Source organism: Micromonospora sp. NPDC053740, from assembly GCF_040677775.1.
Classification (GTDB): Bacteria; Actinomycetota; Actinomycetes; order Mycobacteriales; family Micromonosporaceae; genus Micromonospora; species Micromonospora alfalfae.
This window is the reverse complement of record NZ_JBFASO010000012.1, coordinates 182,873-205,404: the sequence shown is the minus strand read 5'-3', so window position 1 is coordinate 205,404 and position 22,532 is coordinate 182,873. Positions and strand designations below refer to the sequence as shown.

The 22,532-nt window shown below is 69.0% G+C and carries 47 protein-coding genes; 45 read left to right on the top strand and 2 right to left on the bottom strand.

Annotation, left to right across the window (positions count from 1 at the left end; genetic code table 11):
* The first annotated feature begins 9 nt into the window (after positions 1-9).
* The 17 genes from AB0K35_RS28485 (at position 10) to AB0K35_RS28405 (ending at position 6,525) form a co-directional block, all read left to right on the top strand.
* Complete coding sequence (locus AB0K35_RS28485) at positions 10-246, top strand: helix-turn-helix transcriptional regulator (RefSeq protein WP_363889216.1); 237 nt, start codon at positions 10-12, stop codon at positions 244-246.
* Complete coding sequence (locus AB0K35_RS28480; RefSeq protein WP_363889214.1) at positions 243-557, top strand: hypothetical protein; 315 nt, start codon at positions 243-245, stop codon at positions 555-557. Before AB0K35_RS28485 ends, AB0K35_RS28480 begins: the two co-directional genes overlap by 4 nt.
* A gap of 357 nt (positions 558-914) precedes the next feature.
* Positions 915-1,196, top strand: a complete 282-nt coding sequence (locus AB0K35_RS28475; protein WP_363889211.1) for a hypothetical protein — start codon at positions 915-917, stop codon at positions 1,194-1,196.
* Positions 1,193-2,572 carry a site-specific DNA-methyltransferase gene (locus AB0K35_RS28470; RefSeq protein WP_363889208.1) on the top strand — a complete coding sequence of 460 codons (1,380 nt, stop codon included), beginning with the start codon at positions 1,193-1,195 and terminating at the stop codon, positions 2,570-2,572. The genes AB0K35_RS28475 and AB0K35_RS28470 overlap by 4 nt, the downstream gene beginning before the upstream one ends.
* Positions 2,569-2,751, top strand: coding sequence for a hypothetical protein (locus AB0K35_RS28465; protein WP_363889206.1), 183 nt, complete (start codon positions 2,569-2,571; stop codon positions 2,749-2,751). Before AB0K35_RS28470 ends, AB0K35_RS28465 begins: the two co-directional genes overlap by 4 nt.
* Positions 2,748-2,918: a hypothetical protein gene (locus AB0K35_RS28460; protein WP_363889203.1), complete on the top strand. Its 171-nt coding sequence runs from the start codon at positions 2,748-2,750 to the stop codon at positions 2,916-2,918. Before AB0K35_RS28465 ends, AB0K35_RS28460 begins: the two co-directional genes overlap by 4 nt.
* The gene (locus AB0K35_RS28455) at positions 2,915-3,175 is read left to right on the top strand and encodes a hypothetical protein (RefSeq protein WP_363889202.1); all 261 of its coding nucleotides are present in this window, start codon (positions 2,915-2,917) and stop codon (positions 3,173-3,175) included. Before AB0K35_RS28460 ends, AB0K35_RS28455 begins: the two co-directional genes overlap by 4 nt.
* Entirely contained in the window at positions 3,172-3,552 is a 381-nt protein-coding gene (locus tag AB0K35_RS28450; RefSeq protein WP_363889199.1) for a hypothetical protein, read from the top strand. The genes AB0K35_RS28455 and AB0K35_RS28450 overlap by 4 nt, the downstream gene beginning before the upstream one ends.
* Positions 3,553-3,577: 25 nt before the next feature.
* A complete protein-coding gene (locus tag AB0K35_RS28445) occupies positions 3,578-3,883 on the top strand; it encodes a hypothetical protein (RefSeq protein WP_363889197.1) in 306 nt (101 codons plus the stop codon).
* 1 nt (position 3,884) lies between these two features.
* Entirely contained in the window at positions 3,885-4,382 is a 498-nt protein-coding gene (locus AB0K35_RS28440; RefSeq protein ID WP_363889195.1) for a hypothetical protein, read from the top strand.
* A gap of 14 nt (positions 4,383-4,396) precedes the next feature.
* Entirely contained in the window at positions 4,397-4,756 is a 360-nt protein-coding gene (locus AB0K35_RS28435) for a hypothetical protein (protein ID WP_363889192.1), read from the top strand.
* Positions 4,746-5,063, top strand: a complete 318-nt coding sequence (locus AB0K35_RS28430; RefSeq protein ID WP_363889189.1) for a hypothetical protein — start codon at positions 4,746-4,748, stop codon at positions 5,061-5,063. The genes AB0K35_RS28435 and AB0K35_RS28430 overlap by 11 nt, the downstream gene beginning before the upstream one ends.
* On the top strand, positions 5,060-5,344 hold the full coding sequence (locus tag AB0K35_RS28425) for a hypothetical protein (RefSeq protein WP_363889187.1): 285 nt from the start codon (positions 5,060-5,062) through the stop codon (positions 5,342-5,344). Before AB0K35_RS28430 ends, AB0K35_RS28425 begins: the two co-directional genes overlap by 4 nt.
* Positions 5,337-5,708, top strand: coding sequence for an HIT domain-containing protein (locus tag AB0K35_RS28420; protein ID WP_363889185.1), 372 nt, complete (start codon positions 5,337-5,339; stop codon positions 5,706-5,708). Before AB0K35_RS28425 ends, AB0K35_RS28420 begins: the two co-directional genes overlap by 8 nt.
* On the top strand, positions 5,701-6,033 hold the full coding sequence (locus AB0K35_RS28415; protein ID WP_363889183.1) for a hypothetical protein: 333 nt from the start codon (positions 5,701-5,703) through the stop codon (positions 6,031-6,033). The genes AB0K35_RS28420 and AB0K35_RS28415 overlap by 8 nt, the downstream gene beginning before the upstream one ends.
* Positions 6,026-6,265: a hypothetical protein gene (locus tag AB0K35_RS28410; RefSeq protein WP_363889180.1), complete on the top strand. Its 240-nt coding sequence runs from the start codon at positions 6,026-6,028 to the stop codon at positions 6,263-6,265. Before AB0K35_RS28415 ends, AB0K35_RS28410 begins: the two co-directional genes overlap by 8 nt.
* The gene (locus AB0K35_RS28405) at positions 6,262-6,525 is read left to right on the top strand and encodes a hypothetical protein (RefSeq protein ID WP_363889178.1); all 264 of its coding nucleotides are present in this window, start codon (positions 6,262-6,264) and stop codon (positions 6,523-6,525) included. Before AB0K35_RS28410 ends, AB0K35_RS28405 begins: the two co-directional genes overlap by 4 nt.
* A gap of 5 nt (positions 6,526-6,530) precedes the next feature.
* Here the strand turns inward: AB0K35_RS28405 and AB0K35_RS28400 are convergent, their stop codons facing one another.
* Positions 6,531-6,782, bottom strand: a complete 252-nt coding sequence (locus AB0K35_RS28400) for a DNA-binding protein (protein ID WP_363889176.1) — start codon at positions 6,780-6,782, stop codon at positions 6,531-6,533.
* Between the two features lie 154 nt (positions 6,783-6,936).
* On the opposite strand from AB0K35_RS28400, the gene AB0K35_RS28395 reads away from it, so the two are divergent.
* From AB0K35_RS28395 to AB0K35_RS28260, 28 genes are all read left to right on the top strand, one after another.
* A complete protein-coding gene (locus AB0K35_RS28395; protein WP_363889174.1) occupies positions 6,937-7,479 on the top strand; it encodes a hypothetical protein in 543 nt (180 codons plus the stop codon).
* A 9-nt stretch (positions 7,480-7,488) separates the two neighbouring features.
* Positions 7,489-7,950: a hypothetical protein gene (locus AB0K35_RS28390; RefSeq protein WP_363889172.1), complete on the top strand. Its 462-nt coding sequence runs from the start codon at positions 7,489-7,491 to the stop codon at positions 7,948-7,950.
* A gap of 226 nt (positions 7,951-8,176) precedes the next feature.
* A complete protein-coding gene (locus AB0K35_RS28385) occupies positions 8,177-8,509 on the top strand; it encodes a hypothetical protein (RefSeq protein ID WP_363889170.1) in 333 nt (110 codons plus the stop codon).
* Entirely contained in the window at positions 8,506-8,715 is a 210-nt protein-coding gene (locus AB0K35_RS28380) for a hypothetical protein (RefSeq protein ID WP_363889169.1), read from the top strand. Before AB0K35_RS28385 ends, AB0K35_RS28380 begins: the two co-directional genes overlap by 4 nt.
* Positions 8,715-9,047: a hypothetical protein gene (locus tag AB0K35_RS28375; RefSeq protein ID WP_363889168.1), complete on the top strand. Its 333-nt coding sequence runs from the start codon at positions 8,715-8,717 to the stop codon at positions 9,045-9,047. Before AB0K35_RS28380 ends, AB0K35_RS28375 begins: the two co-directional genes overlap by 1 nt.
* Positions 9,044-9,916: a PD-(D/E)XK nuclease-like domain-containing protein gene (locus AB0K35_RS28370; protein WP_363889166.1), complete on the top strand. Its 873-nt coding sequence runs from the start codon at positions 9,044-9,046 to the stop codon at positions 9,914-9,916. Before AB0K35_RS28375 ends, AB0K35_RS28370 begins: the two co-directional genes overlap by 4 nt.
* A 10-nt stretch (positions 9,917-9,926) precedes the next feature.
* Entirely contained in the window at positions 9,927-10,721 is a 795-nt protein-coding gene (locus AB0K35_RS28365) for a hypothetical protein (protein ID WP_363889165.1), read from the top strand.
* On the top strand, positions 10,718-11,599 hold the full coding sequence (locus AB0K35_RS28360; protein ID WP_363889163.1) for an exonuclease domain-containing protein: 882 nt from the start codon (positions 10,718-10,720) through the stop codon (positions 11,597-11,599). Before AB0K35_RS28365 ends, AB0K35_RS28360 begins: the two co-directional genes overlap by 4 nt.
* The gene (locus AB0K35_RS28355) at positions 11,599-12,162 is read left to right on the top strand and encodes a hypothetical protein (RefSeq protein ID WP_363889160.1); all 564 of its coding nucleotides are present in this window, start codon (positions 11,599-11,601) and stop codon (positions 12,160-12,162) included. The genes AB0K35_RS28360 and AB0K35_RS28355 overlap by 1 nt, the downstream gene beginning before the upstream one ends.
* Positions 12,159-12,647 (top strand): hypothetical protein, encoded by a 489-nt coding sequence (locus tag AB0K35_RS28350; protein WP_363889158.1) that lies wholly within the window; start codon positions 12,159-12,161, stop codon positions 12,645-12,647. The genes AB0K35_RS28355 and AB0K35_RS28350 overlap by 4 nt, the downstream gene beginning before the upstream one ends.
* The gene (locus tag AB0K35_RS28345; RefSeq protein WP_363889156.1) at positions 12,644-13,054 is read left to right on the top strand and encodes a hypothetical protein; all 411 of its coding nucleotides are present in this window, start codon (positions 12,644-12,646) and stop codon (positions 13,052-13,054) included. Before AB0K35_RS28350 ends, AB0K35_RS28345 begins: the two co-directional genes overlap by 4 nt.
* A complete protein-coding gene (locus AB0K35_RS28340; protein ID WP_363889153.1) occupies positions 13,051-13,308 on the top strand; it encodes a hypothetical protein in 258 nt (85 codons plus the stop codon). Before AB0K35_RS28345 ends, AB0K35_RS28340 begins: the two co-directional genes overlap by 4 nt.
* Positions 13,308-13,781 carry a hypothetical protein gene (locus AB0K35_RS28335; RefSeq protein WP_363889151.1) on the top strand — a complete coding sequence of 158 codons (474 nt, stop codon included), beginning with the start codon at positions 13,308-13,310 and terminating at the stop codon, positions 13,779-13,781. The genes AB0K35_RS28340 and AB0K35_RS28335 overlap by 1 nt, the downstream gene beginning before the upstream one ends.
* Positions 13,778-14,254 (top strand): hypothetical protein, encoded by a 477-nt coding sequence (locus AB0K35_RS28330; protein ID WP_363889149.1) that lies wholly within the window; start codon positions 13,778-13,780, stop codon positions 14,252-14,254. The genes AB0K35_RS28335 and AB0K35_RS28330 overlap by 4 nt, the downstream gene beginning before the upstream one ends.
* Complete coding sequence (locus tag AB0K35_RS28325; protein ID WP_363889147.1) at positions 14,251-14,697, top strand: RusA family crossover junction endodeoxyribonuclease; 447 nt, start codon at positions 14,251-14,253, stop codon at positions 14,695-14,697. Before AB0K35_RS28330 ends, AB0K35_RS28325 begins: the two co-directional genes overlap by 4 nt.
* Positions 14,690-14,911, top strand: a complete 222-nt coding sequence (locus AB0K35_RS28320; RefSeq protein ID WP_363889145.1) for a hypothetical protein — start codon at positions 14,690-14,692, stop codon at positions 14,909-14,911. Before AB0K35_RS28325 ends, AB0K35_RS28320 begins: the two co-directional genes overlap by 8 nt.
* A complete protein-coding gene (locus AB0K35_RS28315) occupies positions 14,904-15,776 on the top strand; it encodes a phage Gp37/Gp68 family protein (RefSeq protein WP_363889142.1) in 873 nt (290 codons plus the stop codon). Before AB0K35_RS28320 ends, AB0K35_RS28315 begins: the two co-directional genes overlap by 8 nt.
* Positions 15,773-15,976 carry a hypothetical protein gene (locus AB0K35_RS28310; protein WP_363889140.1) on the top strand — a complete coding sequence of 68 codons (204 nt, stop codon included), beginning with the start codon at positions 15,773-15,775 and terminating at the stop codon, positions 15,974-15,976. Before AB0K35_RS28315 ends, AB0K35_RS28310 begins: the two co-directional genes overlap by 4 nt.
* Positions 15,977-16,008: 32 nt before the next feature.
* Entirely contained in the window at positions 16,009-16,281 is a 273-nt protein-coding gene (locus tag AB0K35_RS28305; protein ID WP_363889366.1) for a WhiB family transcriptional regulator, read from the top strand.
* A gap of 59 nt (positions 16,282-16,340) precedes the next feature.
* Complete coding sequence (locus AB0K35_RS28300; protein ID WP_363889137.1) at positions 16,341-16,637, top strand: hypothetical protein; 297 nt, start codon at positions 16,341-16,343, stop codon at positions 16,635-16,637.
* Positions 16,637-17,401: an FAD-dependent thymidylate synthase gene (gene thyX, locus AB0K35_RS28295; RefSeq protein ID WP_363889136.1), complete on the top strand. Its 765-nt coding sequence runs from the start codon at positions 16,637-16,639 to the stop codon at positions 17,399-17,401. The genes AB0K35_RS28300 and thyX overlap by 1 nt, the downstream gene beginning before the upstream one ends.
* Positions 17,401-17,988, top strand: a complete 588-nt coding sequence (gene dcd / locus AB0K35_RS28290) for a dCTP deaminase (RefSeq protein WP_363889133.1) — start codon at positions 17,401-17,403, stop codon at positions 17,986-17,988. The genes thyX and dcd overlap by 1 nt, the downstream gene beginning before the upstream one ends.
* A complete protein-coding gene (gene dnaN / locus AB0K35_RS28285) occupies positions 17,985-19,133 on the top strand; it encodes a DNA polymerase III subunit beta (protein WP_363889130.1) in 1,149 nt (382 codons plus the stop codon). Before dcd ends, dnaN begins: the two co-directional genes overlap by 4 nt.
* On the top strand, positions 19,130-19,786 hold the full coding sequence (locus tag AB0K35_RS28280; protein WP_363889127.1) for a WhiB family transcriptional regulator: 657 nt from the start codon (positions 19,130-19,132) through the stop codon (positions 19,784-19,786). Before dnaN ends, AB0K35_RS28280 begins: the two co-directional genes overlap by 4 nt.
* Complete coding sequence (locus AB0K35_RS28275; RefSeq protein WP_363889125.1) at positions 19,783-20,421, top strand: hypothetical protein; 639 nt, start codon at positions 19,783-19,785, stop codon at positions 20,419-20,421. Before AB0K35_RS28280 ends, AB0K35_RS28275 begins: the two co-directional genes overlap by 4 nt.
* Positions 20,422-20,486: 65 nt before the next feature.
* A complete protein-coding gene (locus AB0K35_RS28270) occupies positions 20,487-20,801 on the top strand; it encodes a hypothetical protein (RefSeq protein ID WP_363889123.1) in 315 nt (104 codons plus the stop codon).
* Complete coding sequence (locus AB0K35_RS28265; protein WP_363889121.1) at positions 20,801-21,220, top strand: hypothetical protein; 420 nt, start codon at positions 20,801-20,803, stop codon at positions 21,218-21,220. Before AB0K35_RS28270 ends, AB0K35_RS28265 begins: the two co-directional genes overlap by 1 nt.
* A complete protein-coding gene (locus AB0K35_RS28260; RefSeq protein ID WP_363889119.1) occupies positions 21,220-22,014 on the top strand; it encodes a hypothetical protein in 795 nt (264 codons plus the stop codon). Before AB0K35_RS28265 ends, AB0K35_RS28260 begins: the two co-directional genes overlap by 1 nt.
* 208 nt (positions 22,015-22,222) lie before the next feature.
* Here the strand turns inward: AB0K35_RS28260 and AB0K35_RS28255 are convergent, their stop codons facing one another.
* On the bottom strand, positions 22,223-22,432 hold the full coding sequence (locus AB0K35_RS28255; protein WP_363889116.1) for a type II toxin-antitoxin system prevent-host-death family antitoxin: 210 nt from the start codon (positions 22,430-22,432) through the stop codon (positions 22,223-22,225).
* Positions 22,433-22,532: the final 100 nt, after the last annotated feature.

The following is a 22,532-nucleotide window of genomic DNA, read 5'->3' as shown; positions in this document are numbered from 1 at the left end:
GTGTTGGACATGACCTACGAGCACGCCAGCGTAGAGATCGACGGACGGAAACTCCGCCGACTCCGCAAGGACGCCGGGCTCAACGTCGTCCAACTAGCCGAAAAACTCGGCATCTCCTTCAGTTACCTAGCGGCGATCGAACGCGGCGACCGGCCAACCGTGCCGCCCGCCCGCTACATCACCATCTGCGACGCGCTCGGCATCGAAGACCGCACCGCCCTGCACAAGCAGCAGGTGGCCGCATGAACCCCGACGGCCCGTTCACCTTGCCCGAGGTGGCGGCCATGACCGGCCTGTCCCTGCGTTCGATTGAGCGGGGCTGCCGCAACGGCACGATCGAGCACACGCCGATCGGCGACGGCACGATCAAGCAGCACCGGCGCATGTTCCCGCACCAGGTGAAGAAGCTGCTCGAAGCGCGCAGGCAGGGCGCCACCAAGCCGCTGACGAATGTGAGTCAGCCGCCAACGGTCGAACCGGTTGACCCCCTGACTGAGGCCCGTGCCGCTTCCAGGCGGCTGAACGCCCGCCGCAAGCCTCTGCGGAACGCCGCATGACCGCCACGGTGATCGTGCATGCAGCTGGTACAGCACGCCCGTTGTTGTCCGGCGGTTGGGCCGTCGATTTGGGCGACGCGCACCCGACGTGGGCGCCGAACCGTGACGCAGCCCGTGACGTGCTCGATGCCCGCACCCCACGAACCACCCGCATCCTCCCGTCGGGTGAGGTGCCGACGCCCGGCCTTGCCACCTGCGTTGCAGCGCGGGCGGGCGAAGCGGTGACCGCGCCAACGGTTCCCGCAGGCGACAGCTTCCGCTCCCCCTGAACGAGCAGAACGCCCCACGGCCGGAATCCGGGGGCGCTCGATGCTCCGCCACCTGACCTGATTCCTGGATAAGAGGAGATCGGCCACGATGACCATTCAAGTAGACCACATCAGCCGAACGGTCGATGTTAGCCCCCGGGTTCTGCCCGGCCCGTCGGATGAGGTGGCGTGGACGCTGCCGCTGGTCGCCGCCCTGGCCCGCACGACCCCCGATGAGGTGGCGCACACCCTCGCCCACCCGGTGCCGCAGTGGGGTTGCCCGTACGGGTCGTGCGCGGGCGCGGAGGTCGCCTACCGGGATCCGTCCGCAGAGCTGACGTGGCGTGAGGACGCCCGGGTGTCGCCCGTCCGGCACGAGGTGACGGTGTGACCGGCTACTCCACCGTTCTACGGGCCGACGCTCGGGCCATCCCGATGCCCGACGCCAGCGTGGACCTGATTGTCACCTCGCCGCCCTACTTTGCCCTCCGCTCGTACACCGATGGCGGTGAGCACTACGACGGGCAGATCGGCGCGGAGCCGACACCGCGGGAGTACATCGCCGCTCTCATCGAGTGCACCCGGGAGTGGGCGCGGGTGTTGAAGCCATCCGGGTCCATCTTCGTGAATCTGGGCGATAAGTACGCCGGTCAGGGTTCTGGGAGGCTGTCGGCGGATGGTTCGCCCGGGTTGTCGTCCGACCAGAAATCCTGCGATTCAAGCTTGTCGGCGCAGTTGCCGCAGTGTCCGTCCCATCCGTCGCCAAACGGCGAGAACGGCTCACCGCAGAGCCGGCAGGGCACGTCGGTGCTGGGCATAGATGCTTCCACCTTCCGGCAGGGCGCTCGGGACGGTAACCGCAGGTCGCGGCCGTCCGCCGTCGAGGGTATCCCCGGCAAGTCGCTGATGCTGCTCCCGGAGCGGTATCGCATCGCTGCCATCGACCAGTTGGGCCTGATCGCCCGTGCGGTGATCATTTGGTCCAAAAGTAACGGTATGCCGGAAGCAGTTACCGATCGGGTGCGACGTTCGCACGAAGACTGGGTTCACCTGACGAAGCAGCCTCGCTATTTCGCAGCGGTCGACGAGATTCGCGAGCCCCCAAGCGGCTACGTGCGCCCCAATCCGGCGGAACGGCGGACGCCCGGCGGGCAGCGGGCCCGCGCTATGGCTGACACCTGCAACCCGCTCGGGCGACTTCCGGGCAGCGTCTGGGAGATCGCCACCGAGCCACTACAGGTGCCGGCCGAACTAGGCGTTGACCATTTCGCCGCCTTTCCGACCGAATGGCCCCGCCGCATCATCCAGGGCTGGTCGCCATCGGGTTTCTGCACGGCGTGCGGTGAAGGCCGAAGGCCGATCACCGATCGGGGCGAGTACGCGGCTGCGCACGGCAAGGGGCCGGAGCGGCGGATACCCGGGGAGGGGCGCCACCCGCTGAGCCGTCACGGTGAGCCTGGCTCGACGCTGCGACTCAGCCGCGCTGCCTCCATAGTCGGCGAGGTGTGCGCTTGCTCGGACAGCAGCGCGCCCACCCGCCCCGCCGTAGTCCTCGACCCGTTCTCAGGCACGGGGACGACTGCGCTGGTGGCAAGCGCGCTGGGGCGGCATGGAATCGGCGTGGACATGTCGGCGGATTACTGCCGGTTGGCCCGTTGGCGCACCACTGACCCCGGGCAGCGCGCGAAGGCCGCTCGGTTGCCGGCGCCGCCGAAGCAGGTAAACGGTCAGGGTGACTTGTTCCCCGGGCTGGGGGTGGCATCGTGACCGCCCGCTTCCGGGACGCTATCCCGTCGATGCTGGAGTCGGAGGCCCACGCGTCCCGTGAGGAGTGGCGGCGGCTGGAGTCCCGCCGCCAGTGGTGGTGGATTGCCGTCTGCTGGGCGGTGGGCGCCGCGGTGTTGGTGTCGGCGCTGCTCGCGTTGTCGGGCGGTGAGTGGCGGTGACCGGGCTGCTGCGTATTGAGCGGGCGTCGGGCCCGGTGTTGGTGCCCTTCGGCCCGGACGACGTCCAGGATGCGTTGCGCCTGCGGGACCGGTTCGCGGTTGAGGAGTCGGTGCGGTCGGGCCGTCGCCGGGTGGAGATCGTGCCCGCCGATGGTGGTGCCCGGTGACCCGCCTGTTGGCGAAGCCGCCTCTCGGCGCCCGCTACGAGTGCGGCGGCCCGTGCAAGAACTGCGCGGAGCCGGTGGTGCGTTCGCGCGTTGACGGGCAGGTCGCACCGTCGCGGTGGTTGCACACACCGAACCGTCTGCACTGCATCGACCAGTTGACCCGGCAGGAGTTGTTGTCGGTGGCTGAGTTTGCCGAGCCGACGGTGTTGCGGGATCCGGTGCGGACGACGCGGCCGCGGACTCGGGGGCGGCTGTGAGCGCCCGTCTCGGCTGGTTCTTCGCCGCATCCTTGTTCACGGCTGCTGCCGCCCTGATTGCCGCTGGGCATCCGCTGGTCGCCGCCGGCCTGCTGGTGGGTGTCGCCTACCTGGCGGGCCGGTGGGATCGCCGCCGTGGCCGTGACGCCGTGGTTGCGGGGTTGCGCGCTGAGGTTGAGCGCAAGGACGCCCGGATCACCGACCTGGAAGACCACGCGATCTTTCACTACGACTGCCAGCATCTCGGCCGGTACGCGGGTGATGTGCCGCTGATGCCCGACGTTGGTGACCGCCGCGACTGGTCGGACGTGAACCGCAAACCCGAGGCCGAGCGCGCTGCCGCCCCGGTTCGTGCCACCACCACCTCTAATCCCTGATCGTCCCTTTGAGGGGAGCAGTGCCATGTTCTTGTTCGCCCGTCTGGCCAGCATGTTGCACAACGCAATCCGCTTTCACGTTGTGGCGGATGGTCCAACCCCGGCGTCGCCGTTCCGCTGGCATCCCGCACGCGGCAAAGCCCGACCCGCCCAGGGGTACCAGCCTCGCGCCCGCGACATCGACGGCCCCACCGTCCAGATGGTTCTGCCCGGAGCGCCCGGCGTCAACGAAGGCGACCGGTACACCCGCCCCGACGGGGTGATTGGCCGGGACCGCTCCCCCGACCGCAACCAGGTTCCGGTCCGGTTCACACGCCAGCAGGTGGCCTGAGATGGGCGCTGCCGTGATGCAGCAACTGGCCATGGCCGTGTTGTGGTCGTTGGCGGGGGTGGCGGGCACCCTGACGGTGCAGATTGCCCGCCGGGAGCGTGCGGAGAAAGCAGAGGACGACGCCCGGGTTGAAGCCGAGTTCGGGCCGACGTTGGCCCGGTGGTCGTCGGCGTCGGACGCGGCAACACGGACGGCACCGCGGCGGCCCAGGTTTGCGGATCGCTTTCTGGCGGGTTGGGCTGCGTTGACCGCACCTGCGCCCGCCGCCGCACCCGCAGGGGTTGAGCCGTCTGCGCCGGGGGTGTTGGACCCGGAGCGAACGGTTGACGACATCTTCGCGCAGGCCGTGCGTGGGTTCGCCCCCGTGAACCGCCCATTCGATGAGCAGATCCGTGACCGCAATGACGTTCTGCACGGGCGGTTCAGGGCGGCGGCGGACGTTGAGGACACGACGTTGCTGCCCGGCCCGGTTGTGTCCGCAGCGGATGGTGCCCGGTGATGTGGTGGCGCCGGTTGCGGGCGTGGCTGTCGAACCAGGCCACGTTGGTTGCCCTGCTGGCCGAGGTGGAGGCCGAACGGGACCGCCTTGCCGCCACCCTGCGCCGGGCTAACGCCTGCCACCAGCTTGAGCTGCAAATGCGGGACGCCGACGTGGCCGCCTGCCGACGTGAAGCGGAGTCGTTGGACGCCGGCAACCAAACCCTGATCGAGCAAATCCGGTGGGCGGACGTCGTGAGCAGCAGGCAGGCGCACCGCATTGCCGCCGCGTACAGGTTCGCCGACCAACTGTCGCCGGATGTTGCGGCTGAGCTTCGGGGGCGGCTTGCCCTCACCTTCCCGCCAACGCCTGAGGAGGCTTCTCGTGCCGGTTGAGTTCCACGCTGCCACGCCCATTGAGGTGTACACGATCACCGCCGCCGACTACCTGACCGCTGTGGCGGTGGGGTTTGTCCTCGTGTTGGCTGCTGCCGGGTTCGCGGCGTGGGTGTTCTCGGCGGGTACGGGGTCCGAGCCGACGCCGCCGGAGGTTGATGCGCGGGCCGCTGCGGAGACGGTGGAGTTGCCGGAGGAGGTGCGCCGCCGGTCGTCGGGTCCGCGTACGGGCAACCTGCACGGTCCGGTGTACCACCGGTCGGCCGACGACACGGTGGTCATCAAGCCGGCGGGGACACGCCGGTGACCGCCGCTGTTCAGTGGATCAACCCGGGTGCGGTGGGGTTTGTGGCCGGCGGAGTCCTGATCGTGTGCGCCGTCGCGTTGTTGTGGCTGCTGTTCACGGGTCGCCGCGCCAAGGCTGAGGCGGTCGCCGAGGTTAGGCCGACGCCGGCCCCGGTTCCGCCCCGCTGGCATCCGTCGCAGGGCCCGCGCCGGGAGCAGGCGACGGTGTTGTTCGCCCGGTGCGCGGATGAGCCCGACGCCACGGTGCTGATCCCCCAGCAGCGGGCGGTGCGCCGTGGCTGACCTGTGCGTGTTCTGCGAGATCGTCGCCGGCCGCGAGCCTGCAACCCAGGTCGCCGCCGGAACCGACGCCATCGCCATCCGACCCCTCAACCCCGTCGTCACCGGACACCTGCTGGTGCTCCCGGTGAAACACGTCCGGGACGCAGCCGAAGACCCGCACGTCTCCGCCGAAGTCATGCGGCTCGCCGCCGTGCTCGCCCCGATGTTCTGCCCAGGCGCGTTCAACATCATCACCTCGGCTGGTCGGGAGGCGACGCAGAGCGTCTTTCATCTCCACCTGCACATCGTGCCGCGCCGAGCGGACGACGGGTTGGCGTTGCCGTGGTACTCGGGCAAGCGCAGCAAGGCGGCGCGTCGTGGCTGACGGAACTCGCACCCCTGAGGCAGCGTTGCGAACTGCTAGATGGCTGTTCGTGGCCGGCGCGGTCTTCGGCTTAGCGGCGGTCGTGTTGTCGTTCGCCGGGTACGCGCTGTTCGCCGTTCCGCTGCTGCTCGCCTCGATCTACTGCCTGATGCAGGCTGGCGTGCACTCCGGGTGGAGCCGTGGCCGGAGCGCCTGCGACGGCATCACCAAGGCGGCTGATGCTCACCCGTGGCAGGAGTGGAACGCGTACGGCAACTCCTGCCACTACCCGGACTGTCAGCTCGACTTTGACGAGCACGTTCCGGCAGGTGAAGGCCGTGGCTGACCGGGTGCGGTGTGTGCCGCTGGTCGACGACGACGGCCAGGTGGTCGCGTCGGTGCGCGTTGCGGGCGAGCTGGACGAGGAGTCGCGCGGGCATCTGCTGAACATCGTGAAGGCCGCCCTGCGGCGCGAAGCCGAGCTGGACGCGGCGGACCCGTGGCGGGCGGCCCGTCAGGAGGCTGCGGCCGAGCGGATCCGGGAACGGAATCGGCGTTGGCGGGGTGAGCAGCCGTGACCCGCGCCTTCTACCGCAGCTACGCGTCTCGGCGCGTGACCCGGCTGCACATCATGCGGGAAGACGGCGCGTTCGCTGGCCGGCAGGGGTTGTGCGGCACCCAGGGTTGGGCTGGCCGCCGGTCGGAGCCGATCGTCTTGGACCCGATGCCGTTGGTGCCGCCTGCCGGGTTGTCGTGGTGCCCGGCGTGCGTGGGCAGGTTGGCGGAGCGGCGAGGGCTGCTGGCCGGGTGGGTGGCCGAGATGGCGGGCGCGCGGTGAACGCGTCAGGCGTCGTCGCGCTTGCGGCCGTGCCGACGCCCGAGCGTCGTGTCCCCGGTGTCTTCCTCGGGTCCGGTGTCTTTGGGCCGGTGGTCGCGGATCCACGTCTCGATGTCTTCCGTGCGCCACACCTTGCCCATGGCGAGGGTGACGTAGGGCGTGGGCCAGTCGGGGCGGCCGATCAGTTGCTGGACGCGCTGACGGCTGACGCCGAGGCGGTCGGCGATCTCGGCCTGACCCATCAGCGGCTTCGTCATGGTCGCGAACATAGGACTGAGACTACTTGTCTCTTGACTATGGGGGCAAGGTGGTGTTGACTAGTTATGTGACTAGCTGGTCTGTTGACCAGCCCTTCGGCCAAGTCGGGCCAACAGTCGAATCGAACCGTGACGACCTGGACGGAGCCCGCTGATGGGACTCGACATCACCGCGTACAGCAACCTCAAGCACGTCGGCAAGCACGAGAAGGACACCACCAAGAACGAGGGCGAGCCCGGCGGATTCGACGACTGGTGCTACTACGACAACCACGTGCAGGCATTCGCCTACGACACGTTTCCGCAGTCGTTCCGGGGCATCCCCGTACTCGGCACGCGAACCTCCTACGGCAGCACCTTCCTTGAGGGCGGCTGCTTCGAGATCACCGACGCGACCGAGAGTCACGGCTTCCGGGCTGGCTCATACACCGGCTACGGCCAGTGGCGTGCCGACCTGCAAGAGCAGTTCAACCCGGAGCGTCACCCCGACGGCCCGTTCTACGAGCTGATCTGGTTCGCCGACAACGAGGGCTCCATCGGCCCCGACGCCGCCCGCGACCTGCTCGCCGACTTCGAGCGGAACGCCGCCACGTACCGCAGCCCTGAGGGTTGGGGGCAGGCTGGCCGCGACAAGTACGCCGACTGGACCCGCGCTTTCCGCCTTGCCGCTGACGGCGGCCTCGTCCGGTTCCACTGAGGCGGGGCTGTGACCGTCTTCGACTTAATCGCCGCCCGCCGCAACACCCCGAACTGGCCGCCGTTCGACGGTGACATCTGGACCGACCGCAACGGGCGTGAGTGGCTGGCGGACATCGTGGTGCTCCCCGGCGACAACGCCATCATCGGCTTCCGCGAGGGCAACACGAGTTGTCTGCCCCGGTACGCCCTTGAGAAGCACGGGCCGCTGACGCTCACGTCGAAGGGCGTTGACCGGCTGCGGTTCGAGCAGCTTCCGCCGAGCATGCGCGCCGAGTGGGCGGCCCACCTCGCGTCGGCGTGTTGGGACTGCGGCCCAGAGGGTGCGACCGCGTCGTGGTGTGACGACTGCTACGAAGCCGACCCTGAGTGCAAGTGCGAGGAGTACGACTGCGCGGGTGAGTGCTGCGGTGTCGGCAACTGCACGTGCACCCCCGCCCCCGGTGACCCTCACCCGCGCGGTGGCGAGTGATGGGCCCCCGGGTTTTCGTAGAAGCTCTCGGCGAATGGTTCGAGGCTGACTGCCAGGACCGCCGCGCTTTGGGTGAGCCGCTGTGCGGGCATCCGGCCATTGCGCACCGGCCCAACGCGATGTTCGTGCGGCACGTGTGTGCCTGTCATGCGACGCCTGCGGAGTTGGAGCGGGCGGCGGCCCGTTCGGGTCAGCCGATCGTGCCGTGTCCGCGCGGTGAGTGCTGATGTCCGCCGAGGTGGAGTTGCTGCGTGAGGCCGCCCGCCGGCTGCGCGCTCAGGCCGTTGACGGCAACCCGAACCCGTGGGCGCAACCCGAGGTGGATCGCAGGATCGCCGACTGGCTGGACTCGCAGGCAACCGACCTGGATCACAGCCGTAGTCGTCTCGCCTGCGAAAGCCCCAACGACCTGGACCACGCGCTGTTCGTTGCCAGCGCTGTTGTGGGCCGCCCGGAGTGCACGTGCACGGTCGACCCGGATGGTGCCCGCAACACGGACGGCTGCGTGGAGCACGACCTGCCGCCGTGCGGGTTCCTGGTCGACGAGGTTGGCCAGTGACCGCCGCTGTCATCGCCACCCCGAGGCCGAAGCCGCAGCCGGGCGACTCGTTCCCCCCGCCGTGGCCGGGCGCACCGCGCCAGCAGGCCACCTGTCCCACCTGCAAGGCCCCGGTGCCGGGACTGCTCGCGGGCTGCACCAAGCCGGCATGCCGCACCAATGACCTGGACTACGACGCCCTCTGCGTCCGATGGGAAGACCAGTAATGCGTCTGTCGCAATTCCCCCTGCACCAGCAGGCGATACCCACCGACCGTGTCACGTTCGCCGACGGCTCCACCAGCGACTACAACCCGCCGTTCATGACGGTCGACCCACGCTACGCGAACTGCTCGGATCACCACGTCGGCTGCGACTGCCGTGAGGCGCATCTCCGAGAAGACATCCTCGAATTCAAGATCGAGGAACAGATTTGGAGACTCGCGGCCGAAGACATCGTCGGCAATCACCCGCAGGACACCTGTATGTGCACCGGCTGCCAGATCATCCGGCACCGCAATGTGATCTCAAAGCGCCTCGTCGAGAAGGCCCGCCAATGATCAAAACCAGTGAGCGCCTGATCGCCCCCGGCGGCGTCTACAACATCCCCGAAACCCTGTACCACTCTGACCCTGTCCCCGGGGGCTCCCTGTCCTGCTCGGGTGCGAAGAAGCTCCTCCCACCGTCGTGCCCTGCCCTGTTCAGGCATGAGCAGGAAAACGGCCAGCCACACAAGAAGGCGTTCGACATCGGCTCGGCCGCGCACAAGATGGTCCTCGGCGTTGGCCCGGACCTCGTGCAGATCGATGCAGAGGAGTGGCGCAGCAACGCGGTCAAGGCCGAAGTCGCTGCTGTCCGTCACAACGGTGGCATCCCCCTGAAACCGTCCGAGATGGCGCAGATCAAGGCGATGGGTAAGGCACTGCGAGAGCACCCCATCGCGTCGGCGCTGCTGACCCCGGAGGGCGGCAAGGCCGAGCAAACCCTGGTGTGGCAGGACACGGAGACGGGGATAGCGTGCCGGGCGCTGGTCGACTGGCTGCCGAACCGCAACGGCAACCGCCTCGTCATCGGCGACTACAAGTCCTCAGTGTCGGCCAACCCGGAGGACTTTCGGAAAGCCGCCTACAACTACGGCTACTGCATGCAGAACCCGTGGTACCTGGACGGGATTCGCGCGCTCGACCTGGAGGAAGACCCCGATTTCGTGTTCGTCGTGCAGATGAAAACCCCGCCATACCTTGTGAGCCTGATCCGGCTTGACGAGGAAGCGTTGCGGATCGGCGCCGAACGCAACCGCAAAGCCCGCCGCGTTTTCGCTGACTGCCTTGAGTCGGGAGTGTGGCCCGGCTTTACCGATACCGAGATCGCCGAGGTGTCTTTGCCCTCGTACGCGACCTACCAGCACAACAACGACTTCGAGAGCTGAGGAACCGACCATGACTGACATTGCCGTTCCCGATACCGCCCACAACCCGGCCGCGCAGCAGGGCTACCCGCCGATGCCGCAGACCCCGTCCGCGTTGATGGTGTGGGCCCTCGAAGCCCGCCAGGCGGGGCAGATCGCCAACTCGCTGGCGAAGACGTCGTTCGTGCCGCAGTCGCTACGCAACAAGCCAGCCGACGTGACTGCGGCGATCCTCGCCGGCCAGGAACTTGGCCTTCAGCCCATGGCGTCGCTGCGCTCCATGGACGTCATTCAGGGCACCCCGGCGCTGCGGGCGCACGCCCAGCGCGGTCTGGTGCAGTCGCACGGGCACAAGGTGTGGATCGAGGCGGGCGCGTCTCGGGAGAAGGTCGTCATGAAGGGCCAGCGGCGGGAGGCCGATGGCACGTACGGCGAGGTCCAGGAGTCCGTGTGGGACATCCCCCGGGCGGCGGAAATGGGGCTGACGGGTAAGGCGGAGTGGAAGAAGCAGCCGCAGACGATGCTGACGGCCCGCGCCACCGGCGAAATCTGCCGGCTGGTCGCTGCGGATGTGCTGTACGCGATGCCGTACAACTCCGAGGAGTTGAGCGACGGAAGCGCCGAGCCGACCCCTGTTCGCGTCACGGCGCGGGTGGACACGGCCGAGATTCTGGCGAACGCGGAGACGGCGAAGCGGGCAGCGCGTCCAGTTAGCGGGCCGCCTACCGAATTGCGCCACGAGCAGCCCGACCTGGGTGAAGACGACAGCGCGTGGGATGACGTGCAGGTTGCGCAGCCCGCCGACGCCAATGATGGTGCCGCGTGACCTGGCATCAGGGCGTGCTGGTGGCCTGGGATTGCGAGTCGACCGGCGTGAATGTGGAGTCGGATCGGATCGTCACGTCCGCCGTGGTGCGGATCGAGCCGGGTTGTGAGCCGCTGGTCCGCTCCACGGTCATCGACCCGGGTGTGGAGGTGCCTGAGGCTGCGGCGGAGGTGCACGGGTGGACGACGGAGCGGGTGCGCGCTGAGGGTAAGCCGCCGGCACCCGAGCTGGATTGGATCGCGGGCAGTCTCGCGGATGCGTTCAGCCAGGGCATTCCGGTGGTCATAGCCAACGCGCCGTTCGACTTGACCTTGCTTGACCGCGAGTTGCGCCGCCACAACCTGCCCACCCTCACTGACCGGCTCAACGGTCAGCCGATCGGCCCGGTCATCGACCCGATGTGCATTGACAAGGCACTCGACCGGTACCGGCCTGGGAAGCGGAAGCTCACCGACCTGTGCGCCACGTACGGGGCGAAGATCACTGACGCGCACGACTGCACCGCTGACGCCCTGGCGGCGGCCCGGGTGGCGTTCCGCCTGGGTCAGCGTGCGCAGCAGGCGTTGGCGGATCCGCTGTCGGTTGTGAACGTGTACTCGGACCGCCGCTACCCGGACCGCATCGTTCGCGGGTTCCAAGAGTTCGCCAAGCTGACGTTGGCCAAGGTGCACGCCGCGCAGGTGGGCTGGTACGCGGAGCAGGCGGCGGGGCTCGCCCAGTATTTCCGGCGCCAGGCCAATCAGTTGGAGTCGGAGGCCCACCGCGCCACCGATGATGCGGTGCGGGCCACGTCGCTGGCGGACGCTGAGGAGTTGCGGCAGTCCGCCGACGGTGTGACCACGGATTGGCCTGTGCGCCCGTTCGTTGGTGCCCGCTGATGGAGCGCCGGACCCCGTTGCAGCCGATGAGCCAGAAGCGCCGCCGGGAGTTGGCGGAGGCGGGTAACACCAACCCGCGTACGACACTGCCTGCTGGTGCCCCGATCAACCGCAGCACCACCGGTGGTGGCCGGTTCACCACGTTGGACCGGAAGCCGCCGAAGCCGTCGCGTAAGCGTCCCGCTGTCCCGCCGGCCGTCCGTGACGCCCTGATCGAGCGGGCGGGCGGCGGGTTCTGCGAGATCCAGCGGCCGGGCTGCCTCGGTCAGGGCACCGACCCGAGCCACCGAATCACCCAGAAGTCGGGCGGCCGGCACGGTGAGGCGAAGACCGCACATGACCGGCTGTCGAACCTGATGTGGGCGTGCCGCCGCTGCCACGACTTCGTGACGGACAACCCGGAGGCGTCGAAGTCCCCGACTGTGGGGTGGGCGCTTGAGGAGTGGCAGCGCCCTGCCGAGTGTCCTGCCTTGTATCGGGGCCGGCTGGTGCTGCTGGCCGACGACGGCTCTTTGACTTTCTGCTCCCCCAACCACGACCACACCACGGAGGTGTCCGTATGACCAACGACCAGACCACCAACAGCCCGTGGGTCGCCTACCTGGCGTCCGCTGACGGCTGGGTGTACCAGAGCGCCGACGACGCCGCCGAAGACGTGGGCGTCGATGGCGAGGTGCGTATCGGTGTCGCCCGTGGCACGTGCGCCCCGGTTGAGGATGACGGCGCGCTGCGCCTGCCGGGCGGCACCTACTCGACCGGGGATCAGGTGTTCGAGCTGGAGACGTACATCGACGGCGAGGGCAACGAGGCCGAGTCGGCGGAGGTGCGGTTCGCGCAGGCCAAGGCGATGGCGGCCGGGCTGAACGCTGCTGCCGGGCTCCCTGCCGTGACCGTGGAGCGGCCGGACGACGAGACGGTCGAGATCCATGTCAACGGCCAGGTCGTCGCGTCCGCAAACCATGACGAGCACGGCTGGTCGGGCATGGATGCCGTCGAGAAGACGGCGCTCGCGGTGGTCCGCGCCTTCGGAGCGGCGGTGGCAGCGTGACCGCCGACATCGACGCCCTCCGCCCTCTGGTGGAGCGGTACAAGACTGCGACCGCCGGTGGGCAATGGCACCTCGCGCTTGAGATCGCGGAGAAGGCAACCGTCCTGCTCACCAAGCTCGACGAGCTGACCGCCATCGCCGATGCCGCCAGGTACGAGTACGGCGCGCGGCCGTGCATGGAGGGTGACTGCGACCACGCCTACGAAGCCGACGACAACGCGCCCGACGACTCGGCCTGCCCGCTGATCGAGACGCGCCACGCGACCGCCGCCGAACTCTTGGCCGTGGAACTGCTGCTCACCAGCACCGACGGTGACCTGCTCGATGACGCTGAGGAGATCCCCGTTGGGGAGATCCGCCGCGCGCTGGGCGAGGCCCGTGAGCAGGCTTCGGCGGTGACCGCGTGACCGCCCCCGCCGAGAACCTGGCGTGTGTTCAGACTGGCCGTGTCAGCGGTGACAACGAGTCGCTGCGCCGGGCCAACCGGGCGTTCACCGCCGAGAACGCGCGGCTGCGGTCCGAGCTGGCCGACACCGGGCCGGTCGTTGAGGCCGCGAAGGTGTGGCGGCAGCACTACGGCAACACCAGCGAGGCGTTCGGTGACGCGTGCACCAAGCTGGCCGCTGCCGTGGATGCCCTGCCGACGGCGGTGAACGCCTGATGACCGGCCGCGTGATTCTCCGCACCGACCACGCCGCGCAGCACCCGTGGCCCGACGACATGTTCCTGCAAGGCGGCAACCGGGGCATCACCTTCTCCGCCGCAGGTAACTACCGCACTGCCTTCGTGGAGGCGTTCCCCCGCAACCCGGGCACGTTCCTGCGCGGCGAGGGCGCGACAGTCGCCGAGGCTGAGGACGCCTGCTGGGCGCAGTACGAGAAGCTGACCGCCTGCCCCGCCCACCCGGACCACGGCCCGTTCGAGGCCCGCCAGTACACCAACGGCGCCGGGTTCTGCACCCGCTGCGGCACCTGGTTTTCGAAGGTGCTGCCCGTGCAGCCGGAGAATCCGGATCGGACGCCGTCGCTGATGGAGCGCGCGTTCACCGGCGACGGCGAGGCCCTGACGGAGGTGCTGACTGCGGCGGCGGACGTGGACAACTTGCCGCAGGCCGGTAAGGAGTCGAACCGATGACCGGCGCCATCAAGGCCATCACAGTCAGAGAACCCTGGGCTTCGTGCATCGTCACTGGTGCCAAGACGGTCGAGAATCGGGCGTCCGGCACCAAGTGGCGGGGCCTGCTGTTCATCCACACCAGCCAGCAGACCGACGACGCAGCCCTGTTCGACGTGCGGGTCCGGCACGCCCTCAACATCACCAACGGATCACAGCTCGCCTTCGAGCGGGGCGCGGTCATCGCGGTTGTTGACCTGATCGGCGTTCACGAGGCCGTCACCATTCCTGCCCTGATCGGGGGGCCGGGTTCCTGCTGCGCCCCGTGGGGTGAACGGTGGCACAGCGCCCGCCCGGCGAAGCATTTGGTGTTGGCGAACGTGCGTCCGCTGGCCAAGCCGGTGCCGTGCCGAGGTGCGCTCGGCCTGTGGACGCCGCCGGAGGACGTGACCGCGCAGGTCATGTGGCAGATCCCGACGGTGGTGACCCGGTGACCGTCATCCGCATCGAGGTCGTCGGTGAGCCGAAGCCGAAGGGCAGCCTCAAGCACATTGGCCGGGGCCGCATGGCCGAGCAGGTCGCCGGGTCGAAGACGTGGCGGCAGTGCGTCGCCTGGGCTGGCCGTCAGCAGCACCACGGGGCCGCCCTCAACGAGCCGGCCGAGGTGTCGTTCGACATCCGGGTGCCGGTGCCCAAGTCGGCACCGAAGCGGCTGATCACCTGGCCTGCCACACGGTCGTCCGGTGACGTCGACAAGCACCTCCGGAACCTGCTGGACGCCTTGGTCGACGGTGGCGTGCTGGTGGATGACTCGCGGGTTGTGCGGGTGTCCGGCGGGAAGCGGCACTGCCTGCCGGGCGAGCAGCCGGGGGCCACGATTTGGGTTCGCCCGGCTGGCCCGGCGGGATCTTCGTGCACGGCGGTGTCCCGTGGCTGATCTGACGGTGGCGGACATCATCGCCGCCCGCCCTGCCCTGCCGTACCTGGACGCGGAGGGCTTCACGGTCACCCGCGTGGACGGGCATCTGTACCTGAACGCCCACAAGATCAGCGAACTCGCCGCCCTGGACCTGTCGATCGTGCTCGCGGTCGCCGTCCAGCAGCACACCAACCCCAACCACGCCACCCGAACGGAGGCCAACCATGGCTGACACCAGCATCGAATGGACGCAGCGTCCCGGCACCATCGGAGCCGTCTGGAACCCGACCACCGGCTGCGACAAGATCTCCGCCGGCTGCGACAACTGCTACGCCCTCGGCATGGCCCGCCGGCTCAAGGCCATGGGTCAGGCGAAGTACCAGAACGACGGCCACCCGGTCACCTCCGGCCCCGGTTTCGCCCTCACCACCCACCCCGACGAACTGAGCACGCCGCTGCGGTGGCGCAAGCCGCGCACCGTGTTCGTCAACTCCATGTCCGACCTGTTCCACGCACGGGTGCCCGCCGACTTCCTGATCGGCGCGTTCGGGGTCATGGCCGCCACCAGCGATCGGCACACCTACCAGGTGCTCACCAAGCGACCCGAGCGGATGGCCAAGTTCTTCACCACACCGGGCCTGCTCGCGGAGGTCGCGTACCAGGGCGCGCAGCGGTGCGAGAACGCCGACAGCATCCACGACGCGATCCTGACCGGGCCGTGGCCGCTGCCGAACGTCTGGTTGGGCACGTCGATTGAGCTGGACAAGCACGTTGGCCGCGCCGACGCTCTGCGCGCCACCCCGGCCGCTGTCCGGTTCATCTCCGCTGAGCCGCTGCTCGGGCCGCTGCCGTCGCTCGACCTGACCGGCATCGACTGGCTGATCATCGGCGGGGAGTCCGGCCCCGGGTCGCGCCCGATGGAGTTGGCCTGGGTTGAGGGCCTGATCGGCAAGGCGCGCGACGCGGGCACGGCAGTGTTCGTGAAGCAGTTGGGCAAGGTGTGGGCTGGCTCCGGCAAGGGCGGGGACTGGTCGACGTGGCCGGAGCACCTGCGGATCCGGGAGTACCCGACCGAGCGTGTGGCGGTGACCGCGTGAGCGCCCAGCCGTACGACGCGCGGCACCTTCCCGAGCTGCCCGACTGCGACGAGATGAAGGCCGCGTTCCACAACCTGATCGTCGCCGTCAACGGCTTCCCCTACAACGGAGCCACCACCGACGCGGTCACGTGGACACTCCGGTGGCTGCGCGCCAACCCAGCCGAGGCGGATGTGCTGCTGGGACGGGGTGCGCTGTGACCCGGCATTCGGCGAAGTTCGCCAGCACCCGCATCGACAGCGAGCCCGCTGACGACTGGCGGCACAAGTCGATCTGCCGGGACGAAGATGCGGAGCTGTTCTTCCCGATCGGGACGTCTGGCCCGGCGCTACTCCAGATTGAGCAAGCCAAGGCTGTCTGCCGCCGCTGCTCGGTTACCGACGAATGCCTTGCCTGGGCCCTTGAGTCCGGGGAAGACGCAGGCGTTTGGGGCGGCATGTCCGAGGAGGAGCGCCGCGCCGTCAAACGCCGTGGTGGCCTCCGTGTCCTGCGGGCAGCCCAATGACCACCAGCACCACGGCCCGCCGCACCACGGCGGCGGCCCCCACACCCAAGGAAACGCGTGTGACCGCCAACCACAAGCACGAACGGCTCATCGACTCCATCAACGGTGGGCACATCCGCCGCAACCCGCACACGTGGGCGTACGGCGACGACCGCAACGAGAGCCGCGACGTCACCACCACGTTGTACGAGCTGGACGACCTGGGCTGGGTGGACTTGTACCCGGACGGCACCGTCGTCGTGACGAAGGCCGGGCAGGAGTGGCGGGACCGGCCGCGACGGCGCACCGGCGACACCAGCAAAGAGCGGCGTGCCCTCACCGACCCGTTCAGCACCGGCGACGGGCGGGTGGCGTGATGACCGAAATCGTCAGCCCTCAGGCGAAGCTGATCGCCTGGACCCACTTCGACGCGGCTGCGGCCGGGCCGGTTGCCGAAGGGTGGAGCACCGACGCCGACGGCGGCCAGGCGCTCGCCGAGTTCGCTGGCCGGGCCTGCTACCAGGCATGGAAGAAGGCCAACCCAGCCACCGCCACCAATGCTGGGTACCTCGCGCACATCGTGGAGGTCGGGCACCTGTCCGTCCTGGAACACGGCTCGGTCACCTTCTACTTCACGGGTGTGTCGCGGTCGTTCACCCATGAGCTGATCCGGCACCGACACTTCTCGTACTCGCAACTCTCCCAGCGCTACGTCCCGGAGCGGGACGCGGCCATGGTCGAGCCGGCGGTCATCGCCAACGACCCGGATCTGCACAAGAAGTTCGTGGAGGCGGCCGACGCGGCGCGGGCCGCATACAACGACCTGCTCGCCGGACTGGAAGCCCGATTCGCCGACGAGCCCAACCCGACGCTGCGCCGCAAGCAGGCCCGGCAGGCGGCCCGCGCGGTGCTGCCCAACGCCACCGAGACGCGGATCGTGGTCACCGGCAACTACCGGGCCTGGCGGCACTTCATCGCGATGCGGGCCACCGAGCACGCCGACGTGGAGATCCGTGAGCTGGCCGTGGAGTGCCTGCGCCAGTTGCAGGGTCTCGCCCAAAACGTGTTCGCCGACTTCGTGATCTCCACGCTGCCGGACGGCACCGAGGTAGCGGCCAGCCCGCACGCGGAGGTGTCGTGATGCTGCTCTGCGACGAAGACCTTGCCCGCGCCATCGGTGTCCGCCGGCTCGTCATCGAACCGCACGAGCCGTCTCTGATCCAACCGTCGTCGGTTGATGTGCGGTTGGACCGGCACCTGCTGGTGTGGCCGCACACCGGCGGGGTCATCGACCCATCCGCCGACAACCCGATGCTGCCCGTGGACATGGGCACTTTTGGCGGCACGTACCCGCTCGGCCCCGGTCAGATGGTGCTGGCGTCCACGATCGAGCACATCAGCTTGGACGCCACTCTGGCAGCCCGCGTTGAGGGCAAGTCGAGTTTGGGACGGCTCGGCCTGGCCGCGCACGTGACCGCCGGCTTCATCGACCCGGGCTTCCAAGGTCACATCACATTAGAACTGGTCAACCACGCTCCCCGCCCGCTGCTACTCCACGCGGGGATGCGCATCGGGCAGCTGTGTGTGTTCCAACTGTCCGGCCCGGCCCGCTGCCCATACGGCACTCAGGGTGTCGGCTCGCACTACCAGGGGCAACGCGGTCCGACCGAGTCCCGTTCGCACATCAACTTCCGTACCTGGCCCACAACTGAGGAGGCCACCGCATGAAACTGCGCATCGAACGTGACCAGCTCACCGACATCATCACCTGGATTGCCCGGAGTTTGCCGCAGCGCCCGTCGGTGCCGGTGATGGCGGGCATCATGCTCCGCTTCGACGGGGCGGTGTTGACGGCGGAGGGGTTCGACTACGAGGTGTCTACCCGGGCGCACGTGGACATTCAGGGTGGCGGTGACCCCGGCTCGGTGTTGGTGTCGGGCCGCCTGTTCGCTGAGATCACCAAGGCGCTACCCAACAAGCCCGTCGACCTCACCAGCGTGGGCACCCACCTGGAACTGGTGTGCGGGTCGGGCCGGTTCACCCTGCCCACCATGCCGGTGGAGGACTTCCCGCAACTACCGGTCATGCCCCGACCGGTGGGCACCATCGACGCGGGAGTGTTCGCCGCAGCCGTCGCGCAGGCCGCCGTCGCAGCAGGCCGTGACGAGTCACTGCCCATGATGACCGGGGTTCGCGTTGAACTGGACGGGGCTCGGATGGCGTTGCTGGCCACCGACCGGTACCGGCTTGTCGTCCGCGACATCGCATGGCAGCCCACCAACCCCGACGTCAACACGTCCGCGTTGGTGCCCGGCAAGACGCTCGCCGAGGTGGCGAAGACGTTGGGTGCGGCTGGCGGTGACGTGACCGTTGCCCTCGCCACCGAAGGACACGGCGAAGGGATGATCGGCTTCGAGGCCGGCGGCCGGTCCATGACCTCCCGGCTACTCGACGGCGCCAACTACCCGCCCGTGCGCTCGCTGTTCCCCGAGGCGCACCCATCGGCCGCGGTCGTGCCCGTCGCCTCCCTCATCGAGGTGGTGAAGCGGGTCGCATTGGTCGCCGAACGCACCACGCCCGTGCTGCTCACCTTCACCGACGGCGACAACGGGGTGACCGTGGAAGCCGGCGGGGCGGAAGAAGCCCGCGCGTCGGAAGCCCTCGGCATCAGCTCGTATGCCGGACAGGACACGCTCACCATCGGGTTCAACCCGCAATACCTGATCGACGGCCTGACCAGCCTGGGCACCCAACACGCGCACATCGGCTTCGTCGACGCATTCAAGCCGGCGGTCATCTCCCCCGCCGACGAAGACGGGGAACCCACCGGCCAGCACCGGTACCTCATCATGCCGATCCGGGTCAGCCGATGACCGGGAGCGCCGTCGTCGCCGTCGCCCTCATCCCGTCCCGGCGGACCGCCGTCCTGCCGTGCGCCGCCGACCCGGAACTTTGGTACGACGGCAGCCGCGAAGCCGAAGCCAAGGCGGCATGCAAGGGGTGCCCGGCCCGCGACAACTGCCTCACCCTCGCCCTCGAAGCAGACGAACCGTGGGGGCTGTGGGGCGGGTACACCGAGACGGAACGGCAACGCCTCGCCACGGGTCGCACACCTCGCGCCTGCCGCACTTGCGGTCTGGACTGCGTACCCGACCGCGTTGACCGTGCCCGCTGTGACCGGTGCACCACCGACCCCGACGGCCGCAACATCAACGACGACCGGGACGCCATCGCCCGCATGGCCGCCGACGGCTTCACCGACCGGCAGATCGGCGAACGGCTCGACTGGCCCATCGGGAAGATCAAAACGTGCCGTGAGCGGCACAGCATCCCCAGCGCGTGGACCAACGGCGGCGGCCGAAACCGGCCCGCCAGCGACGTGAAGCCGTGCGGCACGTACGCCGCCTACCGGCGGCACAAGCGGCGCAACGAACCCGTGGACGAGGCGTGCCGGGTCGCGCACAACAACCGGTCCGCCGACATGCGGCAAGCCCGAGCAGGTGCCCCGACAGGAGACAGCCAATGATCCTTATCCCCACCGGTGAACTGACAGGCGTCCTCTCCGACGTCATCCCGTTCACCTTCCCCGACGACGACCTTCCCGCCCTCAACTGCGTGCGCGTCGAATGGGACGGGTCGATGCTCCACGCCCTGTCCACCGACCGGCACCGCATCGCCTGGGCGTCATGGCACCCCGACGACGACCCCGACATCGACACCCAAGACGACCTGTTCACCAACTGGGGCGGCGCCGACGACCCGTGGACCGCCACCATCACCTTGGACGACGCCAAAGAGCTGGTGAAGGTGTTCAAGCTGCCCGTCAAAGAGCAGCGGGTGCCCCTCAGCGTCGACTTCGCCAACGGTCAAGTCACCGTCCGCCGCGACCGGGACACCGGGTACACCGCCCTGCGGTTGGACATTCCCGACCAGTTGGCCGAGTTCCCCGACGTGCGGAAACTGCTGGCCGACTCGGACCGGGTGGAGTCCGTGCCGGGGTTGGTGTTCAACGCCAAATTCCTGGCCGACTTCGGGAAGGTTCGGCCGCGGGCGCCCATGCAGATGTCGTTCACCGGCTCGAAGACCATCGCCCATGTGGCGATCGGGAAACGGTTCGCGGGGGCGATCATGCCGATCAACGAGGGCCGAGAGGCCGCCTGATCTCCCCGGGTGCGGCCTGTCGAGGGGGCACGCCGCACCCACCCAACCGCGAAGGGAGCTACCTCATGTCTGACGCCCCGCCGATCTGCCAGCCGTGCAGCGCCGAACGCGCCCGGTGGCTCGACTACCGGCTCCCCCGAACGCTCGGCATCACCCACGGCTCCGGCGCTCCCTACGACGTAAGCGTGGCAGGCGTCCGCGACCGCCAGCGCAGCCGCTTCGAGGAATGGAAGGCAACGATCGCGTTCCACCGAGACCTGATCGCCCACACCTGCCGGCAGCAGTGCCACGCCGAACCGGCGCCCGAGGTCGTCCCAGCCGTCGTGGTCGTACAGCTCCCCCTGTTCGAACTGGCTGAGTCGACGCGGGCGGCGGCCTGATGATCGCCGACCCCGGAACCCTGCTCACGACCGCGCTCCAAGCCGCCGTGCCCCTGCACATCCTCACCCTCACCCATCTGCCCGCCCCCGCACGTGACAGCACGCGACAACGCTGGGCCGTAGAGGGCGTAGACGAGATCGCCTACCGGGGCGACACGTTGCAGTTCGGCAGCAAGAAAAAGGGTGAGGCGGCGCAGGTGTTCAATGCCCTCGCGCGGGCACTCGCCGCCGCCGCATTCCAGCCAGGCGGCATCACGTTCGCCGGGATGCACTGGTGCACCGACCACCAGCAGTGCGTAGACGCCGACGCAGACGCCGCAGCCAACCCGCTCGACGCCAACCCCACCCCGGGCGAGCCCACCGGCCCCACCTACCGGGGGCGGCCGATCACCGATGCGCACCTACCGGAGGTGGCCTGATGCACGACCACGAGCTTGCCCACGGCTGGCGGCTGTCCGACATTGCCCGCCTCGCCCGGCAGTCCGCCGGCACCAACCGCACCATGGCCGCCGACCAACGCGACCTGTACGACGCCGCCTGGTCGGCGATCGCCGAGCACATCTACACCGCCGAACACTGGCCCTCCGAGCATGACCTGCTTGCCGCCGGCCGCGCCGCCATCTGGGCCATCGTCCGCGCCCACCGCACCGTCTACGGCTACAGGGACCGTGAATGGGATGCGGGTGTGGCGTCGGCGCCCCGCTTCTGCGCCTACTGGCTCGGGCAGCGACAGGTAACACCCAGCCCAGAAGGCCCGATCGTGGAGCAGGAAACCCTGCCCCGGCTGCTCGCCGCCCTCGGCGAGCCGTACCGGCAGGCCGTCGTCGCGTTGGCCGCGCACGCCGGCAACGAGCATGTGCGGGCGATCACCGACCACGACTGCGGGCATTGTGGGCGGCGGTGGTCGGGGCACACGGACCGGGACGCCGCCGCCTGCTCGCTGGGCGTCAACCTGTCGGCCTTCAATCGACGATTGCAGGTTGCCCGCCGGGATTGTCTGCGGTGGTGGTTGGAGCACGAAACCCCCCGCCAGGTGGCGAAGCGGCATCCGGATCGCCGCAACAACCGCCGCGAGGTGCAGCCGTGTGGGACTCCGGCGGCGGCGCGTCGGCATCGGACCCGCGGTGAGCGGCCGTGTGACTTGTGTGGGCCGGTGGAGCGTGAGCGTGATCGGCTGCGGAAGGCGGCGCGGCGTCAGGTGGTGGTGGCGTGACCGCGAAGGTGATCCAGCTCGACTCCCGGCGCCGCACCGCCGTTGCACGTCCGGCCCCGCCCACCAAGCCGTGTGCTGCCGGGGTGACCGCGTGCGGTGCCGAACCGGCCCGGTTGTACGCGTGCGGGTGGCGGTGCGACGAGTGCGCGCCGCGGGCAGCAGGAAAACCCGACACCGCGAAGGGGTCGGGTGAGGTGGCGTGAGAGGGCTAGTCGTCCTTGGGGGGCGGCGGGGACCAGTCGTCCCAGGGGTCGCCGATGAGTTCGGCCGCCTTCTTGTACCAAGCCGGGGGCACGCAGACCATCGCTGGCGTGCTGCGACGGAGCACCACTGGGTGGTTGTCCTCAGCAACCGTGTCGAGCAGGTCGCTGAACTTCTCTCGCGCCTGCTGTGCACCGACGATCGGACGCTTTGCCATGTCGGCAGTGTACGGCCCCGCGTAAGGACCGCCTTGCAGGTCGGGGTGTACCGCGATGGTCATGACGCTCCCGTAAGTTGGGGTGGTAGCTCTACTGTAA

What these genes read in the sequence shown, in the direction of transcription:
- AB0K35_RS28485 (WP_363889216.1), top strand. Translation starts at nt 10, where the DNA reads ATGACCTACGAGCACGCCAGCGTAGAGATCGACGGACGGAAACTCCGC.
- AB0K35_RS28480 (WP_363889214.1), top strand. Translation starts at nt 243, where the DNA reads ATGAACCCCGACGGCCCGTTCACCTTGCCCGAGGTGGCGGCCATGACC.
- AB0K35_RS28475 (WP_363889211.1), top strand. Translation starts at nt 915, where the DNA reads ATGACCATTCAAGTAGACCACATCAGCCGAACGGTCGATGTTAGCCCC.
- AB0K35_RS28445 (WP_363889197.1), top strand. Translation starts at nt 3,578, where the DNA reads ATGTTCTTGTTCGCCCGTCTGGCCAGCATGTTGCACAACGCAATCCGC.
- AB0K35_RS28440 (WP_363889195.1), top strand. Translation starts at nt 3,885, where the DNA reads ATGGGCGCTGCCGTGATGCAGCAACTGGCCATGGCCGTGTTGTGGTCG.
- AB0K35_RS28400 (WP_363889176.1), bottom strand. Translation starts at nt 6,782, where the DNA reads ATGACGAAGCCGCTGATGGGTCAGGCCGAGATCGCCGACCGCCTCGGC.
- AB0K35_RS28395 (WP_363889174.1), top strand. Translation starts at nt 6,937, where the DNA reads ATGGGACTCGACATCACCGCGTACAGCAACCTCAAGCACGTCGGCAAG.
- AB0K35_RS28385 (WP_363889170.1), top strand. Translation starts at nt 8,177, where the DNA reads ATGTCCGCCGAGGTGGAGTTGCTGCGTGAGGCCGCCCGCCGGCTGCGC.
- AB0K35_RS28375 (WP_363889168.1), top strand. Translation starts at nt 8,715, where the DNA reads ATGCGTCTGTCGCAATTCCCCCTGCACCAGCAGGCGATACCCACCGAC.
- AB0K35_RS28370 (WP_363889166.1), top strand. Translation starts at nt 9,044, where the DNA reads ATGATCAAAACCAGTGAGCGCCTGATCGCCCCCGGCGGCGTCTACAAC.
- AB0K35_RS28365 (WP_363889165.1), top strand. Translation starts at nt 9,927, where the DNA reads ATGACTGACATTGCCGTTCCCGATACCGCCCACAACCCGGCCGCGCAG.
- AB0K35_RS28355 (WP_363889160.1), top strand. Translation starts at nt 11,599, where the DNA reads ATGGAGCGCCGGACCCCGTTGCAGCCGATGAGCCAGAAGCGCCGCCGG.
- AB0K35_RS28350 (WP_363889158.1), top strand. Translation starts at nt 12,159, where the DNA reads ATGACCAACGACCAGACCACCAACAGCCCGTGGGTCGCCTACCTGGCG.
- AB0K35_RS28335 (WP_363889151.1), top strand. Translation starts at nt 13,308, where the DNA reads ATGACCGGCCGCGTGATTCTCCGCACCGACCACGCCGCGCAGCACCCG.
- AB0K35_RS28330 (WP_363889149.1), top strand. Translation starts at nt 13,778, where the DNA reads ATGACCGGCGCCATCAAGGCCATCACAGTCAGAGAACCCTGGGCTTCG.
- AB0K35_RS28315 (WP_363889142.1), top strand. Translation starts at nt 14,904, where the DNA reads ATGGCTGACACCAGCATCGAATGGACGCAGCGTCCCGGCACCATCGGA.
- thyX (WP_363889136.1), top strand. Translation starts at nt 16,637, where the DNA reads ATGACCGAAATCGTCAGCCCTCAGGCGAAGCTGATCGCCTGGACCCAC.
- dcd (WP_363889133.1), top strand. Translation starts at nt 17,401, where the DNA reads ATGCTGCTCTGCGACGAAGACCTTGCCCGCGCCATCGGTGTCCGCCGG.
- dnaN (WP_363889130.1), top strand. Translation starts at nt 17,985, where the DNA reads ATGAAACTGCGCATCGAACGTGACCAGCTCACCGACATCATCACCTGG.
- AB0K35_RS28280 (WP_363889127.1), top strand. Translation starts at nt 19,130, where the DNA reads ATGACCGGGAGCGCCGTCGTCGCCGTCGCCCTCATCCCGTCCCGGCGG.
- AB0K35_RS28275 (WP_363889125.1), top strand. Translation starts at nt 19,783, where the DNA reads ATGATCCTTATCCCCACCGGTGAACTGACAGGCGTCCTCTCCGACGTC.
- AB0K35_RS28270 (WP_363889123.1), top strand. Translation starts at nt 20,487, where the DNA reads ATGTCTGACGCCCCGCCGATCTGCCAGCCGTGCAGCGCCGAACGCGCC.
- AB0K35_RS28265 (WP_363889121.1), top strand. Translation starts at nt 20,801, where the DNA reads ATGATCGCCGACCCCGGAACCCTGCTCACGACCGCGCTCCAAGCCGCC.
- AB0K35_RS28260 (WP_363889119.1), top strand. Translation starts at nt 21,220, where the DNA reads ATGCACGACCACGAGCTTGCCCACGGCTGGCGGCTGTCCGACATTGCC.
- AB0K35_RS28255 (WP_363889116.1), bottom strand. Translation starts at nt 22,432, where the DNA reads ATGGCAAAGCGTCCGATCGTCGGTGCACAGCAGGCGCGAGAGAAGTTC.